At 38.2% G+C, this 25,532-nt stretch carries 18 protein-coding genes; 10 read left to right on the top strand and 8 right to left on the bottom strand.

Features of this window, described 5'->3' with window-relative positions:
* Nucleotide 1: 1 nt before the first annotated feature.
* On the bottom strand, nt 2-1,207 hold the full coding sequence (locus ACE1EF_RS09710; RefSeq protein WP_375720458.1) for a cofactor-independent phosphoglycerate mutase: 1,206 nt from the start codon (nt 1,205-1,207) through the stop codon (nt 2-4).
* Between the two features lie 171 nt (nt 1,208-1,378).
* Complete coding sequence (gene thrA / locus ACE1EF_RS09705; RefSeq protein WP_375720457.1) at nt 1,379-3,802, bottom strand: bifunctional aspartate kinase/homoserine dehydrogenase I; 2,424 nt, start codon at nt 3,800-3,802, stop codon at nt 1,379-1,381.
* Between the two features lie 347 nt (nt 3,803-4,149).
* On the opposite strand from thrA, the gene ACE1EF_RS09700 reads away from it, so the two are divergent.
* Both ACE1EF_RS09700 and ACE1EF_RS09695 read left to right on the top strand, forming a co-directional pair.
* On the top strand, nt 4,150-5,547 hold the full coding sequence (locus ACE1EF_RS09700) for an alpha/beta hydrolase family protein (protein WP_375720456.1): 1,398 nt from the start codon (nt 4,150-4,152) through the stop codon (nt 5,545-5,547).
* 12 nt (nt 5,548-5,559) lie between these two features.
* Nucleotides 5,560-7,992, top strand: a complete 2,433-nt coding sequence (locus tag ACE1EF_RS09695) for a glycoside hydrolase family 2 TIM barrel-domain containing protein (protein WP_375720455.1) — start codon at nt 5,560-5,562, stop codon at nt 7,990-7,992.
* A 97-nt stretch (nt 7,993-8,089) separates the two neighbouring features.
* Here ACE1EF_RS09695 and ACE1EF_RS09690 read toward each other — a convergent pair whose 3' ends face one another.
* The 6 genes from ACE1EF_RS09690 to ACE1EF_RS09665 form a co-directional block, all read right to left on the bottom strand.
* Nucleotides 8,090-9,919 carry a TlpA family protein disulfide reductase gene (locus tag ACE1EF_RS09690; RefSeq protein ID WP_375720454.1) on the bottom strand — a complete coding sequence of 610 codons (1,830 nt, stop codon included), beginning with the start codon at nt 9,917-9,919 and terminating at the stop codon, nt 8,090-8,092.
* Between the two features lie 145 nt (nt 9,920-10,064).
* Nucleotides 10,065-12,218, bottom strand: a complete 2,154-nt coding sequence (locus ACE1EF_RS09685; RefSeq protein WP_375720453.1) for a CotH kinase family protein — start codon at nt 12,216-12,218, stop codon at nt 10,065-10,067.
* A 70-nt stretch (nt 12,219-12,288) separates the two neighbouring features.
* Nucleotides 12,289-13,302 (bottom strand): 3-dehydro-L-gulonate 2-dehydrogenase, encoded by a 1,014-nt coding sequence (gene yiaK, locus ACE1EF_RS09680; protein WP_375720452.1) that lies wholly within the window; start codon nt 13,300-13,302, stop codon nt 12,289-12,291.
* 94 nt (nt 13,303-13,396) lie between these two features.
* Nucleotides 13,397-13,765 (bottom strand): hypothetical protein, encoded by a 369-nt coding sequence (locus ACE1EF_RS09675; protein WP_375720451.1) that lies wholly within the window; start codon nt 13,763-13,765, stop codon nt 13,397-13,399.
* 118 nt (nt 13,766-13,883) lie between these two features.
* Nucleotides 13,884-14,975 carry a LamG-like jellyroll fold domain-containing protein gene (locus ACE1EF_RS09670; RefSeq protein ID WP_375720450.1) on the bottom strand — a complete coding sequence of 364 codons (1,092 nt, stop codon included), beginning with the start codon at nt 14,973-14,975 and terminating at the stop codon, nt 13,884-13,886.
* Between the two features lie 373 nt (nt 14,976-15,348).
* Complete coding sequence (locus tag ACE1EF_RS09665; protein WP_375720449.1) at nt 15,349-15,951, bottom strand: class I SAM-dependent methyltransferase; 603 nt, start codon at nt 15,949-15,951, stop codon at nt 15,349-15,351.
* A gap of 361 nt (nt 15,952-16,312) precedes the next feature.
* On the opposite strand from ACE1EF_RS09665, the gene ACE1EF_RS09660 reads away from it, so the two are divergent.
* From ACE1EF_RS09660 to ACE1EF_RS09625, 8 genes are all read left to right on the top strand, one after another.
* The gene (locus ACE1EF_RS09660) at nt 16,313-17,464 is read left to right on the top strand and encodes a hypothetical protein (RefSeq protein ID WP_375720448.1); all 1,152 of its coding nucleotides are present in this window, start codon (nt 16,313-16,315) and stop codon (nt 17,462-17,464) included.
* Between the two features lie 8 nt (nt 17,465-17,472).
* Nucleotides 17,473-18,624 carry a hypothetical protein gene (locus ACE1EF_RS09655; RefSeq protein ID WP_375720447.1) on the top strand — a complete coding sequence of 384 codons (1,152 nt, stop codon included), beginning with the start codon at nt 17,473-17,475 and terminating at the stop codon, nt 18,622-18,624.
* A gap of 11 nt (nt 18,625-18,635) precedes the next feature.
* A complete protein-coding gene (locus tag ACE1EF_RS09650; protein WP_375720446.1) occupies nt 18,636-19,397 on the top strand; it encodes a hypothetical protein in 762 nt (253 codons plus the stop codon).
* A gap of 9 nt (nt 19,398-19,406) precedes the next feature.
* Complete coding sequence (locus ACE1EF_RS09645) at nt 19,407-20,279, top strand: SDR family oxidoreductase (RefSeq protein ID WP_375720445.1); 873 nt, start codon at nt 19,407-19,409, stop codon at nt 20,277-20,279.
* A gap of 216 nt (nt 20,280-20,495) precedes the next feature.
* Nucleotides 20,496-22,361, top strand: coding sequence for a sensor histidine kinase (locus tag ACE1EF_RS09640; RefSeq protein ID WP_375720444.1), 1,866 nt, complete (start codon nt 20,496-20,498; stop codon nt 22,359-22,361).
* 359 nt (nt 22,362-22,720) lie between these two features.
* Nucleotides 22,721-23,878, top strand: a complete 1,158-nt coding sequence (locus tag ACE1EF_RS09635; protein ID WP_375720443.1) for an ATP-binding response regulator — start codon at nt 22,721-22,723, stop codon at nt 23,876-23,878.
* 70 nt (nt 23,879-23,948) lie between these two features.
* A complete protein-coding gene (locus ACE1EF_RS09630; protein WP_375720442.1) occupies nt 23,949-24,458 on the top strand; it encodes an HXXEE domain-containing protein in 510 nt (169 codons plus the stop codon).
* Between the two features lie 25 nt (nt 24,459-24,483).
* Entirely contained in the window at nt 24,484-25,431 is a 948-nt protein-coding gene (locus ACE1EF_RS09625; protein ID WP_375720441.1) for a hypothetical protein, read from the top strand.
* Nucleotides 25,432-25,532 lie beyond the last annotated feature (101 nt).

The following is a 25,532-nucleotide window of genomic DNA, read 5'->3' as shown; positions in this document are numbered from 1 at the left end:
CTTATTTTAAAAAGCGTTTCATGAATTCATTACCTGAAATTTCACCGATTGAACCTGTTTTACAGGCATCCTCATCGTATCTATCTACCTCATCAGGTTTTGAGCCCGGTTTATAAATAATAAAAGGTATTGCTTCGCGGGTATGCGTTTTGATTTTCCACGGCGTAGGATGATCGGGAAGAATGGCAATAGCTACATCCTCATCCCATTTCTGAGTTTCTTCCCAAATGGTTTTTACAACCCGGGAATCAAGATATTCAATGGTCCTTGTTTTTAGCTTATAGTCGCCCTCATGCCCTGCTTCATCGCTGGCTTCAATATGCAGATATACAAAATCATGGCGCTTTAATGCATCCAATGCAGCCTGTGCTTTACCCTCATAATTGGTATCATACAACCCTGTGGCACCTTCCACCATAATTACTTCCATACCTGCATATACACCTATACCGCGGATAAGATCAACCGCAGAGATAACAGCGGAACTCTTTACACCGTACAACTCCTTCATGGTCTTCATTGCTGGTCTGAAACCGGGCGACCATGGCCAAATGGAATTAGCAGGATCTTTTCCGGCATCTTTTCTGGAAATATTTACCGGATGGTTCTCCAGTAGTTTCTGCGATTTCACAATCAGGGAACGGATTAAATCTGCAGTGTCTTTCCCCTCATCGCTTTTAGCATTTGGCAGTACTTTTTCAAAAGGAGTTCCCGGCACATCGTGAGGAGGTGTACAACTTACCTCCTTGCTACCGTTTTTAATCACCATGAGGTGACGATAACTAACCCCCGGATAAATGGTAACACCTTCAGGACAAAGGTTTTCATTCAGATAACTAACAAGTTCTGCTGCTTCTTTATCACTGATATGTCCGGCAGAATGGTTTTTTAAGATGTCTCCATCCACGCAAATCAGGTTACATCGCAGAGCCAGATCACCTTCTTTAAGTTCGACCCCCATGCTGGCAGCTTCGAGTGATCCCCTTCCTTCAAAAACCTCGGCTACATTATACCCCATCACCGAAAGATTTGCAATTTCACTTCCCGGATGAAAATTATCCGGTACGGTATGCAGCATACCACTTTGGCCTGCTTTTGCAACTAAATCAATCCATGGTGTATCTGCGACCATTAACGGCGTTTTATTGTCAAGTTCCGGTTCGCGATGGTCCGCCATGCCATCTCCTAATATGACTATATATTTCATTTATTTTATCGGTATCATGTATCAAGCATCTGGTATCAAGACAGGTCATAAGTTACGGGTTACCGTGTGACTTGTGACTGACTCATAACTCTTTTGCTTTCTACTTTTCACTTACTACTTTTCACTTACTACTTACTACTATTTAACTTACGACTAAAAAACTTATTCCTTCTATGGATTTGCAATACTGATAATATCTGCAAATACGCCTGCAGCTGTCACACTGGCTCCGGCACCATACCCTTTAATCATCATAGGATATTCATTGTACCTTTCTGTTGTAATGAGTATAATATTATTACTTCCTTCCAGATCATAAAACGGATGCTTGGCTCCCACTTCCTTTAACTCAACACTGCATGAACCGTTTTCCATTGTTGCCACATAGCGCCATTTTTTATTTTCACTATCCAGCACTTTTCTTTTTTCTTCAAAATCTGCATCCAGCCGGCTCACTTTTTCCCAGAATTCTTCCGGTTTTCCTTCAAAACAATCCTGAGGAATAAAAGGTTTCATCCTTACATCATTCTGTTCTACTTTATAACCTGCTTCACGGGACAGAATAACCAGTTTTCTGATTACATCAACACCACTGAGGTCAATTCTCGGATCAGGTTCTGAATACCCTGCCTGTTTGGCCAACATAATGGCCTTGCTAAGCGGTACATCTGCGCTGAGGGTATTGAAGATAAAGTTTAACGTGCCGGAAAGGACTGCTTCCAGTTTCACAATTTTGTCCCCGCTTTTCATCAATGCATTCATAGTATTGATAATGGGAAGGCCTGCCCCTACATTGGTTTCGAATAAAAACTTAACACCACGTTTCTGTGCAATAAACTTCAGTTCCCTGTAATTGTCGTATGATGAAGATGCTGCTACCTTGTTTGCAGTAACCACATGAACGTTGTGTTTCAACAGGTCGTTGTATAGTCGTGAAACCGATTCACTGGCTGTGCAATCCACAAACACGGAATTGAACATATTCAGTTCTATGATGGACTTCTGATACTCTTCCAGGTTGCTTATCCTGGGCGATTCGTGCAAAAGCTGTTTATAGTCTGATATGTCAATACCATCACGATCGAGTACATAACGTTTTGAATTTGATATTCCTACGAGTCTGATCCTGAGCTGATGTTCCTCCATCAGTTTCTTTTGTTGTTTGGCCAGTTGTTGCAGTAAATCACTTCCAACGGTTCCTACTCCAACCATAAACAGGTTCAACTCGATATATTCTGAAAGGAAAAACGATTCGTGAATAACATTAAGTGCTTTACGCAGGCTTTCCAGTTTGATCACAAAAGAGATATTCAGCTCAGATGCCCCCTGTGCACAGGCAATAACATTTATACCGTTTTTTCCAAGGGTCTGAAACAGTTTTCCGGCTATACCGGGGGTATGTTTCATATTCTCACCAACGATAGCTATGGTTGCCAGATCCTTTTCAATGATGATATGATTAATATCTCCGAACTCAAACTCCTTGGCAAACTCCATCCGGATAGCACGTTCCGCTTTCTCCGCATCAGCATTTTTTATGGCAAACGATGTTGAGTTTTCTGATGAGGCCTGTGATACCAGAAATACGCTGATATTTGCTTTAGCCAGGGCTTCAAATAATCGATGGTTTATTCCGATCACGCCAACCATCCCAATGCCCTGAATGGTTATCAGACAGGTGTCATTTATAGATGAAATCCCTTTAATGGCTTTACCGGAATCCCGTTCCTTGCTTATTAGGGTTCCAGGCGCATCAGGATTCATTGTATTTTTAATAAACACCGGAATCTCTTTAAGCAACACAGGATAAATTGTTGGCGGATAGATCACCTTAGCCCCGAAATGGGACAATTCCATAGCCTCTGAATAACTTAGTTTTTCTATGGGATAGGCATTTTTTATTACACGCGGATCCGCAGTCATAAAGCCATCTACGTCGGTCCAGATTTCAAGCATATCAGCCTCAAGTGCAGCAGCAATAATAGCAGCCGTATAATCTGAACCTCCACGTCCCAATGTTGTAATCTCACCCTTAGTGTTGCTGGCAATAAATCCCGGCACAACCGATAGCTGAGGCATTGCAGTAAATGCGGCACTGATCAGTTCATCCGTTACTTCAAAATCCACAACATTCTTTCCAAACGACGGACGTGTTTTAATAAATTTCCGGGCATCTTTATTGGGCACTCCTCCCAACACACTGGCCAGAATTATGGATGACATTCTTTCACCGTAAGATACAATGATATCTGAAGTACGTTCTGACAGTTCCTGGATCAGGTAAACACCAGTATAAATATTTTTAAGTTCATCCAGTAATTTATCGATCTGACTCTTTACATCCTGATGAAGTCCGTTTGACAACAGTTCATCAATTATAATCTGATGCCTGATTCTGAGTTTATCGAAATATTCAAGGTATTTATCATCACCCTTTTGTGCATAAGTTGCCGTTTCAAGAAGAAGGTCCGTCACTCCGCCAATCGCAGAGACCACAACTACTGTTTTTTCAGAACGGGCTTCAACTATCTTTTTGACCCGTAATATATTTTCAGCAGATCCTACAGAAGTACCGCCAAATTTTAATACTCGCATAATTTTTTTGAAGATTGGAAATTAATAAGACCATTAAAGAACACGTTGTATACACACAATTATATTATCTACCCCCCCAGGGGGTTGTTGTCATTGTTGTTGTGTTTAACATAGCGTGCATCATGTCTTATATATACAGAAAGTATTTTCGGCTGCAATTATAACCATTTTTATCCAAACAATGAAACTTTATCCCTCGAATTTAAGGCATAACCAAGGGTTTCAGTCAAAATCAGGATATCGACTCAGCAACTGACTATTGTTAAAATTTGAAATATAAGGTAACTTTACAGCTGATACTCCTCCGATGACTTAAAGTCATCGGAGGAGTCTTTAAAATAAATACCATGAAAAAATATGTAGTTACTTTTTGTATCATGTTGCTGTCAACATCCTTGTTTTCGCAGGATATAACAGGCAAATGGAATGGTTTACTCAAAGTTCAGGGCATTCAGCTCAGACTTGCCTTTAATATCAGTTCATCCGATTCGGGTCTTGTGGCCACAATGGATAGTCCGGACCAGGGTGCGTATGGACTTCCGGTTTCCGGTATTGAATATAGCAATTCTGATTTGACGATTACAATGGACAGGATTGGCCTTAAATACACCGGGACTTTTATGACGGATTCTATTGTCGGCACATTTACCCAGATGGGACAATCTGTTCCGCTTGTATTAAAACAGGAAGAAGTTAAAAAAGAACCTGTTGTCAGACCTCAGGAACCTGTTTCACCCTACCCATACAGCGAAAAAGAGGTGACTTTTGAAAATAAAAAGGATCACATAACCCTGGGCGGAACATTAACACTACCCTCTGCAGAAGGGAAATATCCTGCTGTTATCATGATAACAGGAAGCGGACCACAGGATAGAAATGAAGAGGTATTCGGACACAAGCCATTTCTGGTTATAGCGGATTATCTTACGAGGCACGGCATTGCGGTATTGCGTTACGACGATCGCGGTGTAGGCAAATCAACAGGTGATTTTCAAGCTGCTACAAGCAACGATTTTGTTAAAGATGTGGAAAGTGCCCTTGATTTTCTCAAAACACAGGACAACATAGCACCGGATAAAATCGGACTGGTCGGACACAGTGAAGGTGGACTGATAGCCCCGATTGTAGCTTCAGAAAGAAAAGATGTGGATTTTATTGTCCTGCTGGCCGGTCCCGGTTTACGGGGAGATAAAATACTCCTGGAACAGCAGAATCTAATCTTAAAAGCCTCGGGCATTAGCGACAGTATCATTGCAATACAACAGAAAAACAACAAAAAGATTTACGATCTTATTCTTCATTCCAGGGATACTGTTGGTTTGAAAAAAGAAATAAGTAAACTCCTTACAGAAGCAGTTGACAGCAATCCAGAAGATATGTTACCTAAAGGGATGAACAGAAATAAGTTTATCACAATGCAGGTTGATGCAGTAACCACGCCATGGATGTTGAATTTTATTAAGTATGATCCTGTACCCGCACTGGAAAAGGTTAAATGTCCTGTTCTTGCATTAAATGGTGAAAATGATTTGCAGGTTCCTCCTGATGACAACCTGAAGGCGATTAAAACCGCTTTAGAAAATGGTGGAAACACAGATGTAACAGTTAAAAAACTTCCGGGTTTGAACCATTTGTTTCAACATTCAAAAACAGGAAACCCTGCAGATTATGGAAATATCGAAGAGACATTTGCACCGGAAGCACTCGAAATAATGACAAAATGGATTAAACAACAAACTAATTAACCTTTATATTTTATGAAACTTAACTTATTAGCGGTAATCCTCATATTCACCGGCATCTTTTCCACAGTTAAATCTCAGCAACGCAGTGAGACAGTATTGCAAAACGGATGGAAATTCCATAAAGGTGAAGCCGTTGAGGCTTTCAAAAAAGACTTTGATGACAGTCAGTGGGAAAGTGTTTCTGTGCCACATGACTGGGCTGTTTCTGAACCATTTATTAAAGATGGCGACGGCAGCACCGGAAAACTTCCCTGGAAAGCTGAAGGATGGTACAGAAAAACCCTGAAGATCACAGGAGATATAAAAAACAAAGAGGTTATCCTGCTTTGCGATGGCATCATGGCATTTCCTGAAATTTATGTCAATGGCAAACTTGCCGGAAAATGGGACTATGGATATAATTCCTTTTACCTCAATATTACAGATTTAATAAATGCTGATACCGAAAACGTACTGGCAATCCATGCAGATACCAGAAATCATGACAGCCGCTGGTATCCGGGTGGAGGAATCTTCAGAAAAATAAAACTGATAACGGTAAATCCGATTCATGTGGATATATGGGGAACACAAATAACCACCCCGGTTGTACAACCGAATTATGCAGATGTACGCATTGGTACAATGGTTACAAATTCATTACCTGCAGATGCAGATGTTGTCGTTATTCAAAGCATTTACAACCATAAAAAAGAACTGCTTGCTGAAAGGTCAGTAAAAGGCAGGGTAAAATCAGGAAAGAGTGAACGACTTGAAACTACACTCACCCTGGGTGATCCGGACAGATGGGATATCGATCATCCGTATTTATATACGGTTATAACCAGGATTTACCATGAAGACAATCTGGTTGATACTTATCATTCATCGTTTGGCGTTCGTGAAATGCGTTTTACAGCCGATCACGGATTTTATCTGAATAATCGCCGCGTTCAATTGAAAGGGGTCAACCTGCACAGTGATTTAGGTCCATTGGGTATGGCCTTCAATAAACGGGCTATGGAACGCCAACTGGAAATCATGAAGGATATGGGATGCAATGCCATCAGAACAAGCCATAACGTGCCGGCACCCGAACTGCTTGAACTTTGTGACAGCATGGGCTTGCTGGTCTATAATGAGGCATTCGATAAATACGACCGCAAAGCAGATATTACTGATACCACAGATTTTGATGCTTTTGCGAAACGCAATATTGGAAATTTCGTAAAACGAGACCGCAATCATCCCTGTATTTTTATATGGAGCGTCGGCAACGAAATGCACGATGTCCAAACCAACAGTAATAATGGACTTTGGCGTCTGCATACCATGGTAAATTATGTGCGTAAATATGATCCCACCCGTCCTGTTACCATGGCGTGCGACATGACAGGTCAGGCTGCAAACCGTCATTTCGATTTTTACGATGTTCATTCATGGAATTATCAACGCCGATATATGCTGGCCAGGCAGCTGGAACCGGAAAAGGCCGTCATTGTTTCTGAGTCAGCTTCAACTGTTAGTACCCGGGGCTTTTACGAATTCCCGTTACCGGCTAAGCCTGCCGATTTTACCAACTCCCTCCAGGTATCATCATACGATCTGAATGCACCTTACTGGGCTGAAATTCCTGATGATGACTTTAAATGGCAGCAGGAAGAACCCTATGTGGCCGGTGAGTTTGTCTGGACAGGTTTCGATTATATTGGTGAACCCACCCCTTACGATAACCGCTGGGCTCATGAACATGGCATGACTGATGAGGCAGCATCCAGAAGTTCCTATTTTGGTATTGTGGATCTGTGTGGCATACCCAAGGACCGGTATTATCTGTATAAAAGTTTCTGGAAACCGGATGAGAACATGCTTCATATATTACCCCACTGGAACTGGGAAGGACGTGAAGGAGAAGAAACTCCTGTATTTGTCTATACTAATGGTGATTGTGCTGAACTGTTTTTAAACGGAAAATCTCTGGGCAAACAGTGTAAAAAACCTGATTCGCGAAATTCTGTTGATCGCTTTCGCCTGATGTGGGACGATGTAAAATATGAACCGGGCGAATTGAAAGTTATAGCCTATATGCATGGAGAGAAGATAGGGGAACAGACACTGAATACAACAGGAGATCCGGTGAAACTAAGGATATCACCCGATAGAAAGACGATTAAGGCTGATGACTCAGACCTCTCATTTATTCTGATTGAAGCCGTTGATAAAGACGGGAATGTATGTCCACTGGCGGATAACAAAATCAACATTTTAATCAAAGGTAATGGGAAGATTGCATGTGTTGGGAATGGTAATCCACAGTCGTTTAATCGTTTTCAGTCCAACTCTGTAGATTTGTTTTACGGTAAAGCCATGTTGATTGTTCAATCCGGTTTTGAGCCTGGAAAAATAACTGTAGAAGCAAGCACTGAAGGGTTGAAGAAAGCTGTAACAACCCTAGAAACGAAGTAACACTTTTACAATATTCATATCATAGGCAGTATCTTAAAATTAAAGGGTACTGCCTATGTTTTTTGTAAATCATAAGTAGATGTGTTTCTCTGTAAATTTAATCAAGCTGTAAGCTACTCTTCAGGTCATGAACAAATTGTGCTTTTTCTTTTGGAAATTTAAAGTTAACATCCACTATCTTTCCGTCGGAATTAATCAGAATATACCGGGGTGCGCCTGATAAGGAAAAGTTCTTTTTAAAAAACGCAGTCTGATCAGAATTTAGCAAATAATTACGATCAAGCAGATCAAACTCGTTGGATACAAATTTCCAATCTTTTTCACTTGAATTAAAACATAAATAAACAAATACCACATTAGCTTCCGATTCCACTTCTTTTTTAAAGACATTAATTGCTTTGAAACCTATTCTGCACGCGCCACAACCCGTGAACCAGAAGTCAAGAATTATATTTTTCCCTTTATCCTTATTAACGATTGATTTTAATAGAACTTCCCCACTTTCACCGGAATGCCACTGGTTCACAGGAAATGCAGTAAATGCTTTCTCTTTTCCCTGAAAATCATTAATATGACCGGTAAGAATGTCCAGATATGGAATATAATCAATCTTATCTTTAACCAAAGTATAAACATACTCAACATTATCTGTTTGACGGTTATCTAAAACTTTGGCAACCAAATTTGAACATGCAATATCTCTAAATCTTCCAGGTGACATACTCAATACATTATTTGCCATAATTTTATATGCAGTTTCATCCAGTAGTTTAAGCTTTTCATTATTGTTAAGAGATTCATTTTCACTAATATATTTTTTGTTTTGCAGATGTGCTTCTTTATAGGCATTTCTAAAATCATATAATAGTTCACTTACGGATAGCGCATAAAAGAAATATAATCCTGATAGTGCTGCCAATGTATCATTCATGTTCACTTCCGCTTTAAAGTTGCTCACAAAGTTATCGAAGGCTCTCTTTTCTGAATTCTTATCGCCCAGATTATGATATTTGAGATTACATTTGAGTAATCCCTCAATATAACCCAGATAAGAAGTCTTGTCATACCAGATTTTAAATATTTCGGTACAATATGGCTTTTCTGAATATTGCTGTAGATAATCCAGTTCGTTATTTCTTACTGTTTCTCTGTACCGTTTGTATTCATTAAAAGGTTTTCCAAACTGACGATTATCTTCCCTTGCATCGTTTAATATACACCTTGTATTATAGGTTTCCTGCATGTCATAACATACATCAGAATGGTCTCCCTGATAATTCGTGTTTTCCTCACCGTCGGGATCAAAATAAAGCATGATGCTATCACCCGGTGAAACAAACAGATTATGAAGCTCATTCTTAAACTTATACATAATATCCTGTGCTGACAATAATTCCATTCTCAATGCAAACCTACCCAAACTATCAATTTTAGCATACTCTGAGTTTTCCTTAGTTAATACATAATTATTATAAGTAAACTCAATTACCGGATATTCCGTTTTATACTTCTCATAGTTTTTTATAAAACCTAAAATAGTAACCGAACCAGGTTGTAGAGTAAATGGCAGATTTCGGGCAATTCTTCCCGATCTGTCATTACTTGTTTTACAAATTCTGCTTGCATTATCATCTTTGAATTGAAATGCATTATCCGAAATTTTGCTAACAACCAAATTCTTTTGCGTATTATTATTCACCAGAACAATCTTAATGAACTTTTTTTTGTCAACTACTTTTTTAATTTCCCAGAATTTACAATCACTAATAACAAAATCCTCCTGAATGGAATAAACCCAGAAATCATCAGCATTTATATCAAAATAATTCCCCTGGATACTTTCAGGTATCTTTACTGTTTTTCCTGAAGGACTACAACTAACGGAAGTAATAAAAAGAATGACAAAAAGAATTAAAAATTTTTTCACGGTATTTATATCGTAATTAGTAATCTGTTATAAAGGTAATTAAAAAATGTCTACTCAAATACATCGACAAATATCAACATGCTTCGAATAGTACAAACACTGTCCCATGCAGCTTATAGAATAATATTTAGATAGAAAAATCCTCCTAATTTTTCAGCAGTTTACCCGATGATATGGATTCACCGTTTACTTTTAATGAATATATAAACAGGTTTGGACCTGAACCCGTTACATCTTCATTCAGGTTAATCTGATGAGTACCGGAATTACAGGTAACAATCCGGTGATAAATTTCCATTCCTGTTATGGTTTGAATCCTTAATTCAACTTCCGCTTTTTCAGGCAGCGTAAACTGAAACGTAACATTATCTTTGAATGGATTCGGAAATATTCTCAACCCCGTTGAAGTCAACCCGTAATTTGATGTAGCAATCATATCAATCTGGTTGTCCATCCATACCAATCGTTCTGTCGTCCAGTTTTTAAGGAAATCCACTTCATTCTGATAGGTATGTCCGATATAATAATTGGGCCAGATGTAACTACTCAATATATCAAAGCGATCAAAATTACGTTCCTGAGCATCCTGTAAAAGCATCGCACATGAATCAATATAATTCATGATTTCGGAGTTGCTAAATGCATCAGATCTCAACTCAATCCAGCGTTTTTTCAATAGAGATTCAAACCAGGGATCCTGTCTCAACCGGTCCCACCAGAACGGAATTGCCAGGGCATCCCATTCACTTACACCATCTACAACCCATCCGCTTACACTTCCTCCGGCATAATAATCCGCATTTCCAAAGGCCAGATTAAAGTCCCATAAAGGGCCCATTGTCAGCCGTCCTCCCTTGCTGTCTTTATCCTTATAAAAGTATGTGCTCAGACGGTATCCATCAACATTTCGGCCTAGCTCATTAACCAGATAAAAGTCGATAAAGGAAGTTACATTGACAAATGGTCTGTAACCATTTTCCGGATCTTTAAAATCTGAACCATGGAGGGCATCTTCAAAACCGGTCACGTAAGATCTAATATAATCACGCTGAACCTGTGGCATGTCTTCATAATCAGGATAAACATAGCTGATTGGAATATCAAAATGTCCTCCTCTGTCTTTATAAGGAGATGTCCAGGCACCGAAATCCGGACGGTCAATTTTAAGAATATATCCTCCGGTTAGGTCATCGCCACTAATCTCATCAGGATTGAGGGTGGCAATGTTCACCCGTTCACCATCCTTTTTAATTTTTTCCGTCAGCTGATATACGCCGCGATAATCGTTGTTGATATACACCTCACAAAAACGGGTTCGGGGTGACCAGGGACCGGTTGCATTCCCTAAATGGTAAGCCAGGGCATTTCGCATCAGTGATTTATCTGAATATGGTCCATGCAGTACCCAGTCATTTTCCTCCGGTAAGCCCAGAAGACTAACATTGTTATTGGTTCCTGAATCCGTCCGTGTTTCAAACGTATAGCTCTTTTTATCAAATTGCTGCGACGAGGATCCCCGAATCTCAATTCCGGCCAAACCGTCGTATTCAAAATCCGTATCCGAAATTGAATTCGTACCTGCAGGATTATTGAGCACCTTTAAACCAACCGTTATTTTAGGTTCATCATGAATGGTCTGACCATTAGTATTAATTAAAATAAGAGGCAAATTACTCTTCTGTGTTTCTTCAGGAGGAATAAACCAGGTTGGCACAGACTGGTATAAACCTATGACTCCCTGAAGGCCTGCAGTCAGAAATACCCGTGCACTCATATCACTTGAAGAAAGGCTTACATTTATAACCTGTACCGCTAGAATATTGGTTCCTGTTTTCAGCAAATCCGGATTAATAAAATGACGTTCCGGCAGCTCTCCCTGGTACATTAAAGCCTCATGGTCTATCGTAAGATTTGAATTGTACACCGGCGTCGGGTCTGTTAAATTGGAAGAACGCGCCACTTCAGTCCCGTTCAGAAAACAGACAAATGCATCATCGTAATCAATATCAAGAACCAGCTGCTTGATAACATCTGTGGAATTCACGTTAAAGGTTTTCCTCAGATAAACGGAATTCACATTGCTGAGTATGATTACATCATCATTATCAGCATAGCCAAAACCTCCCGAACCATAGGTCCAGGATTTATCATCGAATGCTGCTTTGTACCAGTCTGAAGATGGTTCTGAAGTTGCCGGAAGATATTTCCATGTATCTCCTTCAAGTACGATCGATTCCCAGTTGGTTTGTGAATAAAGGAATGGCGTTAAAATAAAAAACCAAACAATGAGGTAACGCATTGGCACAAATTTTACGCATATTAATCTAAATCCTCGTGAATTGCAAACGTATTTATCATTAGCCAATAAATTAACTATCTTTTTTCAGCAGATTCAGTATACCCATCCAGATCGATTCCTCTACCGGAACGCCGTTCTTAAGGTTGTTTTTTCGGGTTATTAACGTACGCTCACCCGGATAATAGGTTCTGTCTCCATACTTCATGGGTTCAACATCGTGCGTATAGCGGATGATTTCATCAAGTAGTTTATCCTGTAAACTGTCATCGCCAAAACGTTCAGGGTATACACACATAAAAATCTGCGAGACGCCGGACTCATGTGCTTTCTGCCCTACCCTGAATGTTGAATCACCAGCTGAAAGCAATGTAGCCAGCATATCCAGCACCATTGATAAAGCAGATCCCTTCCAGTAACCTATGGGAAGACCCCGCTCTTTTACCAGTATTTTTTCCGGATCATCTGACAAATGATCAGCAGGATCCCAACCACCGGGATATGGTAGTTTTTCACCTTTTAAACGGTATGAATTTATTTTACCAAAAGAAAACTGTGACAGAGCCATATCAAGTACAACATGTCCCTGTTTTCGTGGAATGGCAATCACAAACGGATTATTGCCAATTCTACTCTCCTTTCCTCCCCATGCCGGCATATTGGGTTTGGTATTGGTAAACATTATGGCCATACAACCGGCATCAGCTGCCTGCCAGCCATATGTTCCTCCACGCATCCAGTGATTGGTGTTGCGAAGAGCAACCAGACCCATACCATGCATTTTAGCCAGTTCAACTGCCCTATTGGTACAAATGGCAGCATTTATAATTCCAGGTCCCAGGTTACCATCCCAGCGTTCCATTGTTCCGAACGATCCTGCAATACGGGCTTCAGCATCCGGTTCAACCAATCCCCACTCAACATAGTCCAGAAACTGTTTAACACGATTGATCCCATGCGAATTCACGCCATCCACAGTATTGGAAGTATAAACTTCAGCCAGTACCGTTGCTTTAATTGTGGAAAACCCTTTTTTAAGAAACAGCCGGAACAGAACATCCTGCATATCATCCGGTGAGACAAGCATATCAGTAGTTTTTAAGTTGAAAATACACTGAATAGTACATTATTTCAATGGTTTCTGCAAATTAAAACGCATATTAAATGAATGAATTATCTGTTTACTGATACTGATTTTCTTCAAGAACGATATAGGCTTTGGTTTTAAACTTTTGATCCATATCCCTCAAAAATCGTCTCATAGCAAGCAAACACTCTTCCTTTACCTTTTTGAATTCAGCGGCTTCATCCGGAGAAGTTATCTGTGTATGCCAGAGAATGTGGTGATTTGCTTTTGTAACCTGCAGCACCAGAGAATTCATCAGCAAAATGTCAATCAATAATATACCCTTAACATAGCATTTCGCATCCGCTTTAACATCTTTCATTCTCTTAATAATTTCAAGCGTTTGATTCTGGTAATTGCCCTCTGTTACAACAGTCAAAACACTTTTTAATTCTGTCTGTAAATGGTTGATTGAATAAATCATACAGTTTGGTTTAAGGTTAATCAAATGTACATTTAATCGGTAAATCTGCCAATTATTTCAGGCACAAAAAAGGACTGTCAGCAAGTTGCTGACAGTCCTTTTAATACCGCATCCTATGCTATTGCAAGGCAATTTTTTGAGTCAGGTTATATCCTTTTGTTGAAACTTTTATGATATATGCGCCTTTATTTAAATTTTCCGATGGTAGACTAAAAATGTTTTTCCCTGCGACACCAGTAAAATCTTTTTCCACAACCATTCTGCCCGCCATATCAAATATTTTTGTCTGAACCCCGCCAGCAGCATCTAAAGTCAACTCACATGACAAACTCCTGTTATACTGAGTAACAATCAGATTACCGGAATTCTTGTTAACACTATGGACAGGTGTAAAACCTGCAGCCTCATAAATTGCTGTTATCTCCTCCTGACTAAGAGCCTTATCATAAATCCGGACTTCATCAATAACACCATTAAATGAACCTTCCTCCGGTGTCTGCGTACCGGAACCGTCATTCCGGGCACCAATCATAATAAAATCCCCGGCATTTGCAGGAACATAAACACCCGGATCTGTGAATGCCCCATCAACGACTAACTGCTTATTAATCCAGATTTGTTTTTTCTGGTTTTCCACGTCCACTATGCAAACACAATGAACAAAGCCATCCGGATAAATTGGTTGCATATATGGCATATCGGACGGATACTTAATCTCTGTTGATTCCAGTCCATTTCTGGGGTCAAAATCTTTATCACTTGCAATACCGCGGGATGTAAAGCATAAAAACCCACCATTTTCGGCCGTTATATCAGGATAAGTTTCGGCATTGGCATATTGACGAATCTGAAAACCGGCTCCATCTTCTCCCCGGTCACCAATGAGAACATTGTCGAATTTTGCATCAACTTCAAACTTGTTCAATTTAAAAAACAGGGAAAAAGAAAAACTTCCCTCAGGTGCAAACTGTATATCCGTTAAAACAGCATCAGTGGTACCTGTTTCAAGACCATGAAACATTACACCCTGCCCTTCTACTCCTTCAGTGAACTCCGGTGCACCAATAGCTGTTCCGTTATGACCGTTGGCAGTGGCATCGGTATAATCACCATTAAAGGAATAATGAGCTACTAAACCGGTAGTTAAATCGACCTGTGCAAAACTCAGTACCGGTATACAAAGAAAAATAAGTAAAATTAGGTTCTTCATAGTAATATGTATTAAAGATTAGTAATTGGTTATTATCAAACATCATTAAACCTTCAGCTAAACATTACATTTCTTTCTGCAATTTACAACTAAATCCGTTTATACTATTGAAATTCAGCCAAATATTTAGAATCCAGCTACGAAAAATGTGATATAAAAGTCAGGTAGGACAAACGAAGTAAGGCATTAAAGTAATGAATGAAAATTTGTTGACCGGTAAAAATCAATATCAATAAAATATTCTTTGCTTCATTTATTTACGCGCAGAATAACAGGCTTTGGGTTCACATGCCTGTCATTCCGGTTGAAGTGGGGAATCTCTGAAGCTTTTACCGGACAAAAGAAAATAGAATTATGAATTTATACCACAGAATTACCTGGTAGCAAACAAAATAAACTGATCATAATGGTGCATTTTACCATCATGCTTCTCTCTTTTCAGCGTATTGTAAACATAATTTTCTACTTTCGTAAATCCCACCTTCCTGAATGTCTCAGATAGTTTTTCCGGATCAAAACCCTGATGTGGTACGGCTTCATAGTTATGAAATGAGCCATCTTCTGACATCAAATCTGAAACTATAATTTTTGCATTGGCATTGCATATTTTATACAGATGCTCTAATGTCCCTTCAATATCAGGAATATGGTGGAATGCCATGTTAGAGACAATAAGATCAATATTATTTTTTAAATAATCCAGTACTTCACCATGTACAATCTCTATATTATCTTTTGCTGAAGTTTTTGATTTAAGTACCTTCAACATGGCTTCTGAAGTATCAACAAAAACCACCAAATTTACATCAGGTAATAATTTCAGACCGACAAGGCCTGTTCCTGCCCCTACCTCGAGTACCTTCATGGTTTTGTCTGGTCTGACCCGTTTTTTTACCTCATTTACAAAAGTGTCAGTCATTTTAATTTTTTCAGGACTATCCCAACCTGCGGCCTTTGCGGCAAAATTATCTGTCATGATGATATTTATTAATGGCTGCTAATCAGTCAGTTTTAAACTCTATTTAAAACAACATAATACCCCTTTTGTTTTTATTCCGGATGGCATAAACACCTAAATAATTGTTAAACATATATGAACAGTCATGGGCACTGTTTTATAAACATAAAAACAAATTGTTTTAATATGCCAAGACTTGCCGGATAGGATTACCTGTATTCCTTAGAAGATTAAAAAGGCATATGTGAATCAGAATTCTAAAGTTAATCTGAAGCTTTTCAGTGAACTATAAAATAGGTTTATTCAGGACAAATCGGAATAAAAGTATTATTTTAGTCCGTAATTGAGTTTTGCATTATTAACATTTTAAACCCACCATATGATTCGCCTAAAATACAGGTTATCGTTGCTGATATTTCTTCTGGGCATTACCGTGAGCGCTCAGAACATTTATAAATCAGGATTTTATATTTTGAATAACGGAAAGCGTGTCAACTGTCTGATAAAGGAATCAGATTTAAAAAATACGCCGGAATCGTTTAACTATAAACTTTCGGCATCATCTTATACCCACAGATTAGTAGTCGATTCTGTAAAAGATGTACAGATTACAGACGGCATCAGGTACAAGTGGGTGGATATTTCTGTTAACAACCTTCAAAGCGACAGACTTTTTTTAAATGTTCTTGTATCAGGCAAAGGGTCACTTTACAAATACGACAATGGAAAATCTGTAGAATATTACTTTCAGATTAAGGACAGCACAGCGTTATATCTTCCACCACCGGAAAATGGAAATAAACAACCGGAATTTATCACTATTTTAAAAAACAATTTGAGCTGTAATGATCTGATAGATGCAGACTACTCTGGTTTAACCTATTCTGACGGGAAACTCATGACCCTTTTTATCCGGTATAATGTCTGTCAGCAATCCGGTTATGTCAACATACGTAATAAGAAGGAATATGACTTTTTTAATCTGTATATAAAACCCGGATTCAGTTATCAATCATTACAGGTTGTATATATGAGGGAGGATATGCCGTTTTCAATTCATTTTGGTCATAAACCAACATGGCGATTTGGCCTGGAAGCCGAATTTAACATGAATATCATTAACAACCGTACTGCACTGATTATAGATCCATCATTCAACTATTTTCAGGCGGAGAAGGTTGAAAATTCCATTTACTCAAATGTGCATTATACGTCGGTAGAAATACCATTGGGAATCCGTCAGTATCTTACGCTTTCACCTAAATCAGAACTCTTTGCTGATGTGGCTTATCTTGTCGATTTTGGTTTCAATTCTGATATTGAGTATCGCGACATATTCGGCAACGTAGAACCTTATGATCTGAATAATGCAATTTACTCGTATTATTTCGGTATTGGCTATTGCTGGAATACAAAATTCAATGTTGAACTACGCTACAATTTTCAGAAGGAGCTGTTTCCAAGGGAAGTCTACTGGCAGACTGATCTTTCAGGTTTTTCAGTTATACTGGGATATAATCTTTTTAAATAAGATCTAATATGAAATTTTGGATACCTGTTGTTGCAATGCTGATGTTCCTGTATTCGGCAAACGGTCAATCAGCTTTTAAAACAGGTTACTACATAAACAGCCATGGGACACGGATAAACTGTCTGATTGATAACCGAAATCTGGATAAAGCCATTCCTGAAAAACTAAAATATAAAATGAATGATCTGTCTAAGGTTCAAAAAATCCGGACAGATAGCATTAAAGAATTTTTTGTTTCTGGCTACTATTTTAAGAAATTACCTGATGCCGGATATAGAACTGATCCTAACAAACCAAATGCATCTGAATATTTCAGAATTCTAAGCAGAAGCGATTATAGTCTCCTGATGAGTTATCATGGCGGCCATAAAATATTTTTGGTTGAATTACCCGATAAAGACCGTATTGTATTGAACCCGGAACAGAAAAATCCGGGCAGCGCTTTTTCAGATTCTGACAACAATAATGAAGAACGACTGAGAGAAATTCTGGCCTGCGATGAAATGGATAGTTCCAGGTTCAGTCAAATCAGATATAATGAAAAGAGCCTTATTAAACTGATGACAGAAGTTTACGGATGCAGAAAAGATAGGTATCAGATTTATAATGCTGAAACAAAAGACGTTTTCAAGCCGGTTAAATACAATTTGCGTCTGGGGACCGGATTCGCACTTTATGAGGAAAGCAAATACAGCAACAAAGCCGATAATGTCATTCAGTTAGGTTTTGAAACTGAATATATGTTAGGCAGGAAGAGTAACCCTTTTGTTATTTCAGCTGAACTTTTCACAGGTTACTTTTATGGTACCACCTATTCAAATTACATACACAGATTCATTGATCTGAAATATTTTTCTGTTTATCTGGTTCCGGCACTTAAACAGTATATTAAAATAAAAGACAATACGTTAATATCATTAAACCTGGGTATAGGTATGGGCATTGAAAACATTATTCCTTCTGATAATTTCACTTTTTTTTCAAATACCGGAACTGGCAGAATGTTTTCAAATTACCAGTATATAGGAACATCGGTTAAGATTAAAGATAAATACAACGTAGAATGCCGCTTTTTTAACCACGATTTTGATTTTGCTAAATACAAGGGTATCCCTTTCAGAGCGAGCAGTATAGCTTTAATACTGGGCTATACCCTGTAATTATCACATGTATGAAACCTTTGCTTTTTATTATTTTTCTGCTACCAGTTTTTGTTTCAGTAAGCGCTGAGCCCAAAACCATACACGTATTTGTAGCACTATGCGATAATAAGTATCAGGGTATTGTTCCTGTTCCTGAAAATCTTGGAAATGGTCAGAACCCGAAAACAAATTTATACTGGGGTGCGGCCTATGGCATAAAAACATTTTTCAGATATAAAGCCGAGGACTGGAAACTAATTCAATCCATAAAACAGGAAAGTCCAATCATTCTCGAAAGCATATTATTTAAGCATAGAACGGAAGACATCTATCTTTTAGCTGATGCATATGATGGTGAATTCATTGACAGTTGCATCCTGAATTTCCTGAATTCGGCAAACCAAAACTTTGAATGCACTGTAAATTCTGATACAATACTGCATTTTGGAGGGTCATCAGATTTAGTTGTTTATGTCGGCCATAATGGTTTGATGGATTTTGATATTGAAGCAAATTTCAATCATATGAATTACGAGTCAAATGATATTATGATACTGGCCTGCTATAGCAAACAATATTTTAAGCCATTCATCAATATGGCTGAGGCAAATCCTGTATTATGGACAAATCATCTAATGGCCCCTGAGGCTTACACGCTGAAAGCTGCCATTGACGGCTGGATAAAAAATGAAAGCGGAGAACAGATAAAGGAAAGAGCGGCTCAGGCATACAATCAGTATCAGAAATGTGGAATTAGAGGTGCGAGGAACCTTTTCAGTTCTGGATTTTAAATAGTAAATATGGAAACAATAGCTGTAGCCGGGTCAACCGGATATCTTGGAAAATACATCGTTAAAACACTGCTTAAAAACGGTTACCAGGTTCTCGCCATTGCAAGAAGTCCCTCTAAACTTAAGGATTTGCCTCACCCCAATCTGAAAATAACGAAAGCCGATGTAACAGCTCCCTCAACCCTGAAAAACTGCTTTAAAGGTGTGAAATACGTCATCTCAACTGTTGGGATCACCAGACAAAAAGATGGCCTTACCTATATGGATGTTGACTATCAGGCAAACATGAATCTCCTTAATGAAGCTAAACAGGCCGGTGTTAAAAAATTCATTTATACCTCGGCAATAAAAGGTGACCAGTACAGATACCTGAAAATATTTGAAGCGAAAGAAAAATTTGTGGATGCCCTTAAAAACTCGGGGCTATCTTATACCGTAATGCGTCCTAACGGTTTCTTTTCCGATATGACAGATTTCTTTAATATGGCAAAGAGTGGCAGGATATATTTGTTTGGATCAGGCGAATATAAACTAAACCCGATACACGGACAGGATCTGGCAGAAGTATTTATCAGGGCTCTTAATTCAAATAAAAACGAAATTGAAGTCGGAGGTCCTGACGTGCTCTCTCAGAATCAGATTGGAGAATTAGCCCTGCGAGCATTAAACAAGCCGGTTAAGATCATACATTTGCCAGACTGGATAAGAAAACTTGCACTCTGGTCGGCTCGAACATTTACATCTTCAAAAACGTATGGCCCCATAGAATTTTTTCTGACCCTTATGGCAGATGATGCAGTTGCTTCGTCCTACGGTTCACATCATCTGGACAGTTATTATCATAAACTGGTTCAGAAAGATAATCTAAAAAAAACGACGTAGAAATTCTGGTATATAAGTCCTGTTATTACCACTAATGTTATTTTTATAAAATCTAAATACAAATCTCTATTTAACTTAAAGCCCTGTAACAAGAGGGCTCCGTTAAAAATGACTTCTATAATATTTCAATCTATAAACTTTTTTTGTAGCTTTATTGTAAGTTTATAAAATTATCTGCCTTGTTGCGTTTTTTATTGATTTCCTTGTTGAAGAGAAATGAAACAGTTTAATACCAAAATATTTCTGTCGTATTTTATTCCACTATTTGTGGTTCTTTATATTTTATCGGGAAGCGTTGTTTATTATTTATATTATCAGCAGAAAAAAATAAACCTGAATGAAATAAAAACCTACTACACCAATATTATTGAACAGCAAAAGGAACTTTTATTTTCAACCATTTATCCATCCATATCAGATATGTTCTATCTGACGCATAAGAAAAACATTCGTGACTATCTGACAAATCCCCAAAACAACAGGATAGCAGTTGAAGATCTTGAGTTGTTTGCCCGCAGTAACCTTGATTACAAACAGGTAAGGTACATTGACAGTAATGGAATGGAAAGAATTAGAATTAACTGGATTAATGACTCAATTGTACTGGTTCCCGGCAGGGATTTACAAAATAAAAAAAACCGGTACTATTTCAGGGAGACGATGAAAATGAGTGAGAATGAAATTTATATATCTCCGATAGACCTGAATATGGAAAACGGGATGGTTGAGGAGCCGCACGAAACCGTAATAAGATTCGGCAGTCCTGTGCTGGACAAAAAAGGGAAAACAGCAGGAATTATCGTCATTAATCAGTATCTCAACAATTTCTTTAATGAACTGAAAAATGTTCTCAAAGATAAAGCCTGTGAACAGTATCTTTTAAATTCTGAAGGTTACTTTCTGCTTGCACCGGACAGGTTTAAAACTTTTGGTTTTATGTTCAATGATTTTAAGGATGAAACATTTGGGAAGTATTATCCCGAAACATGGAGCCACATTTCCGATTCAATTAAGGGAATAAGAGTTAACCGGGGTGATTTTTTCTTCTATAACAATGCCAGTATTTTTGACAGATATAAGATATTAAATAATAAAAACCTGAATAGTCTTGTTAATGATACCGATAACCAGTGGCATTTTTTGATCCATGTTAAGTATACCGATATAAACAGTATAAAATACCTGACAAAATTATTTATCATCAGTCTTATTATTCTTTTCCCAGTACTGATAGTGCTTGCTTTTTTTATTAGCAGGGCAAGATTGAAGGAAATCCTGCTCATCAGAGAATTGAAGGATTTAAATCAGGAACTTGAGCATAAGGTTGAAGTCAGAACCAGACAGTTAACGTCAAAAAACAATGCATTAATTTCTGTAAATGAAGAGCTTGAGGCATTTTCCTACTCTGTATCACATGATCTCAGAGCACCTTTAAGACATATTATTGGCTTTATTGACCTGGCGTTTAAAACAAATAAGGATGAACTAAACGAAAAAGGTCATTATTATCTTAATATTGTAAAAGATGCTGCAACAGAAATGAGAAAACTTATTGATGATCTGCTGCGCTTATCAAGGGTAGGACGCAATCAGTTAAACCTGACTGAGGTTGATCTTAACCAGGTTATAGATGAAATAAAACCAATAGTAACTGAAGATTTTAAAGATCATTCTGTCAGCTGGGTTGTGGATCAGCTTCCCCTGTTAAAGTGTGATTATGCCCTTATGCGACAGGTTATGATTAATCTTATGCATAATGCCGTAAAATACTCCCAAAACAAAAAGAAAAGCCTGATAAAAATCAGAGCAATTCCTGAAAACCAAAGCATTACCATATTTGTTAAGGATAATGGCATTGGATTTGACATGGATTACAGTCAAAAGCTTTTTGGTACATTCCAGCGTTTGCACGATAAAGAAGAGTTTGAAGGATCGGGTATTGGTCTAGCCATAGTGAAACGAATTATTACCCGGCACGGTGGTAAAGTCTGGGCCGAAAGTAACCCGGGAAATGGTGCAACATTTTACTTTAATCTGCCGCAGGATATTAAAATTCAGGTAAAAGAAAGTCCGGCAGATTAAACGATGATAACAATGATTCCGGATAGAAAATGAATAATGAAGAAAGCTGAATACTTACTGTTCACGTAAAATGATTTAAAACGGAGTAGCTAAGATTACTTAACAAAATTTGAAGATTTTAAACACAGGGATGATGTATCTCAGACTGTCATTATCCGGATTTCAATATGCCTTAACCGGATAGTCCGAAATTACCGGTGGTTATATTCACCTTATAAAACAATGCGTCCAATCCGGTTATAAGCTAAGCCCCTTGTGTGAATTCTGAATTTATTATCTATCAACTATAAAGGAACTGATTCCTGAAGGATTAAAACCGGAATGACAACAGATATAAATTCACCGCTAAACAAATAAAGATGTATACGATAAAACCTGACATATTAAAAGTGCTTTTTCTGGAAGACTCAAACTTTGATTTTGAAATCATTAAAAATATGATTGAATCTGAGTTTAAACTTGATTTTACACATGCCATAAACAGCGAAACATTTATTGAAGCCTTACAAAACAAGGGTCCATTCGACATTGTATTATCAGATTTCAGTCTGCCCTCGTTCGATGCTTTTGCTGCATTGGAGATGACACAAAACACCTACCCTTCTACTCCATTCATTGTTGTTTCGGGAACCATAGGTGAAGATAAAGCAGTGGACCTTTTAAAAAAAGGCGCCACGGATTATGTACTGAAAGACAGGCTTACCCGTCTAATTCCTTCGGTTAGAAGAGCATTAAAAGAGGCCAGAGAAGAAAAAAAGCTGGCAGAAGCACAAGCCAATCTAAGGAAGCAAAATCAGGAACTCTTACTGGCTGTGGAAAAAGCCGAAGAGAGTGACCGTTTAAAAACATCATTTCTCGCCAATCTGAGTCATGAAATACGAACTCCGATGAACAGTATAATGGGATTCAGTGCATTACTGGAGGATGAAGATGATCAGGATCTTAAGCTTAAATACATCGAAATTATTCAAAGGGCAAGTTCGCAATTATTGAATATCATCAACAGCATAATTGATATTTCCAAAATTGAAGCAAACAAATTAACCTTAAAACCCAAAACCATTTATGTAAATGAGGTACTGAAATACCAGCAGGCTACTTTCGAAAAACTGGCTTCCACAAAAAAGCTGAAATTGACTGCCAGGTTATTACCAACTGCAACAACCATTTATGCTGATGAAACCAAACTCAATCAGGTATTATCAAACCTGATTGATAATGCTTTAAAGTTCACAAAAAAGGGAGAGGTATCTTTTGGCGTACAGCAACGGGATTCATTGTTTGAATTTTTTATTGAAGATACCGGCATCGGTATTTCTGATGAAGATAAAGTTTTTATTTTTGACAGATTCAGGCAGGTCGATGATACCAAAACCAGGAAATACGGGGGTTTAGGCGTTGGCCTTTCCATCTCTAAATCATATATTGAAGCCATGGGAGGTGAAATAATTCTTAAATCCCAGGTGGGAAAAGGCACAAGAGTAAGCTGTATACTTCCTTCAGTCCAACAGGAATAATTATTATAAACAACTTTATTTTAAGCTTTTATTCTTAAATTGTGAAGCAGTATTCACAATCATAACCCTAATGGATATTCTTTTTATTGTGCTGATATTTCCTGCAGTATTCATGATACACGAATTCGAGGAAATTATTTTTATGCAATCATGGGTTAAAAGGGCTGAACCTAAAATTACATCCAGGTTACCCAACCTGGGTAGTATGATAATTCGCCGTCAGAAAGCATTATCCACGGCGGGTTTTGCTTTTATTGTTGCTGAAGAATTTCTTTTGGTGACTGCTTTAACCATCATGACCTATTTTACTGCCAGTTACACACTTTTCATGTCGTTAGTCCTTGTCTATTCGCTGCATTTGTTTGTGCATATCGGACAGGCTATCGTACTTCGGTCCTACATCCCGGCCCTTGTAACATCACTATTAACGGTGGTGTATGGGACATACGTCATCCATTTTTATATCAGCTCCGTTTACTTTGATCCTTCTGCATTCTTTACAAACACCATTATAGTTACGTTAAGCGCTGCCGGTAATCTTTTTCTGATGCACAAACTGGTATTACGCTTAAAATTATAACCATATTTAAACTGCAGATTACATCATGGACCCAAAAAAAGTGATAGATTGGTTATTAAATATGGATGTATCCATACAATATCAGGTACATCGTGATCTTTTAGGTTCTGACCGTAAAGATTTAAAAAACCGCATTGCAATGGAAGGCTGGGGTAAAACTTTTCTTTCTAAACAAAAATCTGACGGCCACTGGGGTGCAGGTTTTTACCAGCCCAAATGGATTTCAACGCATTACACGCTTTTGGATTTAAAAAATCTTGCAATGGATAACACAAGTGGCAACGTAGACTTCATACTTAAAAAACTTCTACTTGAAAACAAAGCCTCTGATGGAGGTATTAATCCAATAGGAACAATAAGCGTAATTGATGTATGTATCAATGGAATGTTCCTGAATTACGCCTGCTATTTTAAAGCCGATGCCAACGGAATGCATTCTGTTGTCGACTTTTTATTATCGCAGGTGATGCCAGATGGTGGATTCAATTGCAGGTCGAACCGCTCAGGGGCAACGCATAGTTCTCTTCACACTACCCTTTCGGTACTGGAAGGCATTGATGAATACCGAAAAAATGGTTATACCTATAAACTGGATGAACTTACGAAAGCTGAAAACTCATCGAAGGAATTCATTTTGCAGCACCATCTTTTCAAATCGGATAAAACCGGTGAAATCATCAAAAAGGATTTTTTAAGGATACCGTACCCCTGCCGCTGGAAATACGATATCCTAAAAGCACTGGACTATTTTCAGTATTCCCTGACTCCATGGGATGCCAGAATGGAAGAAGCAATCAGTTATCTCATTGGTAAACGCAATAAACAATATACATGGAACCTGAATGCAGCGTATGCAGGTAAAACACATTTTGAAATGGAAAAAAGTGGTCAGCCATCAGGCTGGAATACACTGAGAATGATGAGGATACTAAAATACTACAGACCTGATTTATGGCAGGAGTATACCTGGTAATTCCTTTAACGTATTATGTCAAAATTTAAGCTGTATTAGCAAAAATTGTTTTCTCAAGCCTGTCATTTTTCGTATTTTGTATATGTTCAATCCCAATATAA

Source organism: Quyinboa sediminis (assembly GCF_042219855.1).
Lineage (GTDB): Bacteria > Bacteroidota > Bacteroidia > Bacteroidales > UBA5342 > JBHJHP01.
This window is presented reverse-complemented; position numbering and strand designations above follow the sequence as displayed.

Excerpts from the sequence above, each read along its gene's own strand:
- ACE1EF_RS09710 (WP_375720458.1), bottom strand. The coding sequence starts at position 1,207 with ATGAAATATATAGTCATATTAGGAGATGGCATGGCGGACCATCGCGAA.
- thrA (WP_375720457.1), bottom strand. The coding sequence starts at position 3,802 with ATGCGAGTATTAAAATTTGGCGGTACTTCTGTAGGATCTGCTGAAAAT.
- ACE1EF_RS09700 (WP_375720456.1), top strand. The coding sequence starts at position 4,150 with ATGAAAAAATATGTAGTTACTTTTTGTATCATGTTGCTGTCAACATCC.
- ACE1EF_RS09695 (WP_375720455.1), top strand. The coding sequence starts at position 5,560 with ATGAAACTTAACTTATTAGCGGTAATCCTCATATTCACCGGCATCTTT.
- ACE1EF_RS09685 (WP_375720453.1), bottom strand. The coding sequence starts at position 12,218 with ATGCGTTACCTCATTGTTTGGTTTTTTATTTTAACGCCATTCCTTTAT.
- yiaK (WP_375720452.1), bottom strand. The coding sequence starts at position 13,302 with ATGCTTGTCTCACCGGATGATATGCAGGATGTTCTGTTCCGGCTGTTT.
- ACE1EF_RS09675 (WP_375720451.1), bottom strand. The coding sequence starts at position 13,765 with ATGATTTATTCAATCAACCATTTACAGACAGAATTAAAAAGTGTTTTG.
- ACE1EF_RS09670 (WP_375720450.1), bottom strand. The coding sequence starts at position 14,975 with ATGAAGAACCTAATTTTACTTATTTTTCTTTGTATACCGGTACTGAGT.
- ACE1EF_RS09665 (WP_375720449.1), bottom strand. The coding sequence starts at position 15,951 with ATGACAGATAATTTTGCCGCAAAGGCCGCAGGTTGGGATAGTCCTGAA.
- ACE1EF_RS09660 (WP_375720448.1), top strand. The coding sequence starts at position 16,313 with ATGATTCGCCTAAAATACAGGTTATCGTTGCTGATATTTCTTCTGGGC.
- ACE1EF_RS09655 (WP_375720447.1), top strand. The coding sequence starts at position 17,473 with ATGAAATTTTGGATACCTGTTGTTGCAATGCTGATGTTCCTGTATTCG.
- ACE1EF_RS09650 (WP_375720446.1), top strand. The coding sequence starts at position 18,636 with ATGAAACCTTTGCTTTTTATTATTTTTCTGCTACCAGTTTTTGTTTCA.
- ACE1EF_RS09645 (WP_375720445.1), top strand. The coding sequence starts at position 19,407 with ATGGAAACAATAGCTGTAGCCGGGTCAACCGGATATCTTGGAAAATAC.
- ACE1EF_RS09640 (WP_375720444.1), top strand. The coding sequence starts at position 20,496 with ATGAAACAGTTTAATACCAAAATATTTCTGTCGTATTTTATTCCACTA.
- ACE1EF_RS09635 (WP_375720443.1), top strand. The coding sequence starts at position 22,721 with ATGTATACGATAAAACCTGACATATTAAAAGTGCTTTTTCTGGAAGAC.
- ACE1EF_RS09630 (WP_375720442.1), top strand. The coding sequence starts at position 23,949 with ATGGATATTCTTTTTATTGTGCTGATATTTCCTGCAGTATTCATGATA.
- ACE1EF_RS09625 (WP_375720441.1), top strand. The coding sequence starts at position 24,484 with ATGGACCCAAAAAAAGTGATAGATTGGTTATTAAATATGGATGTATCC.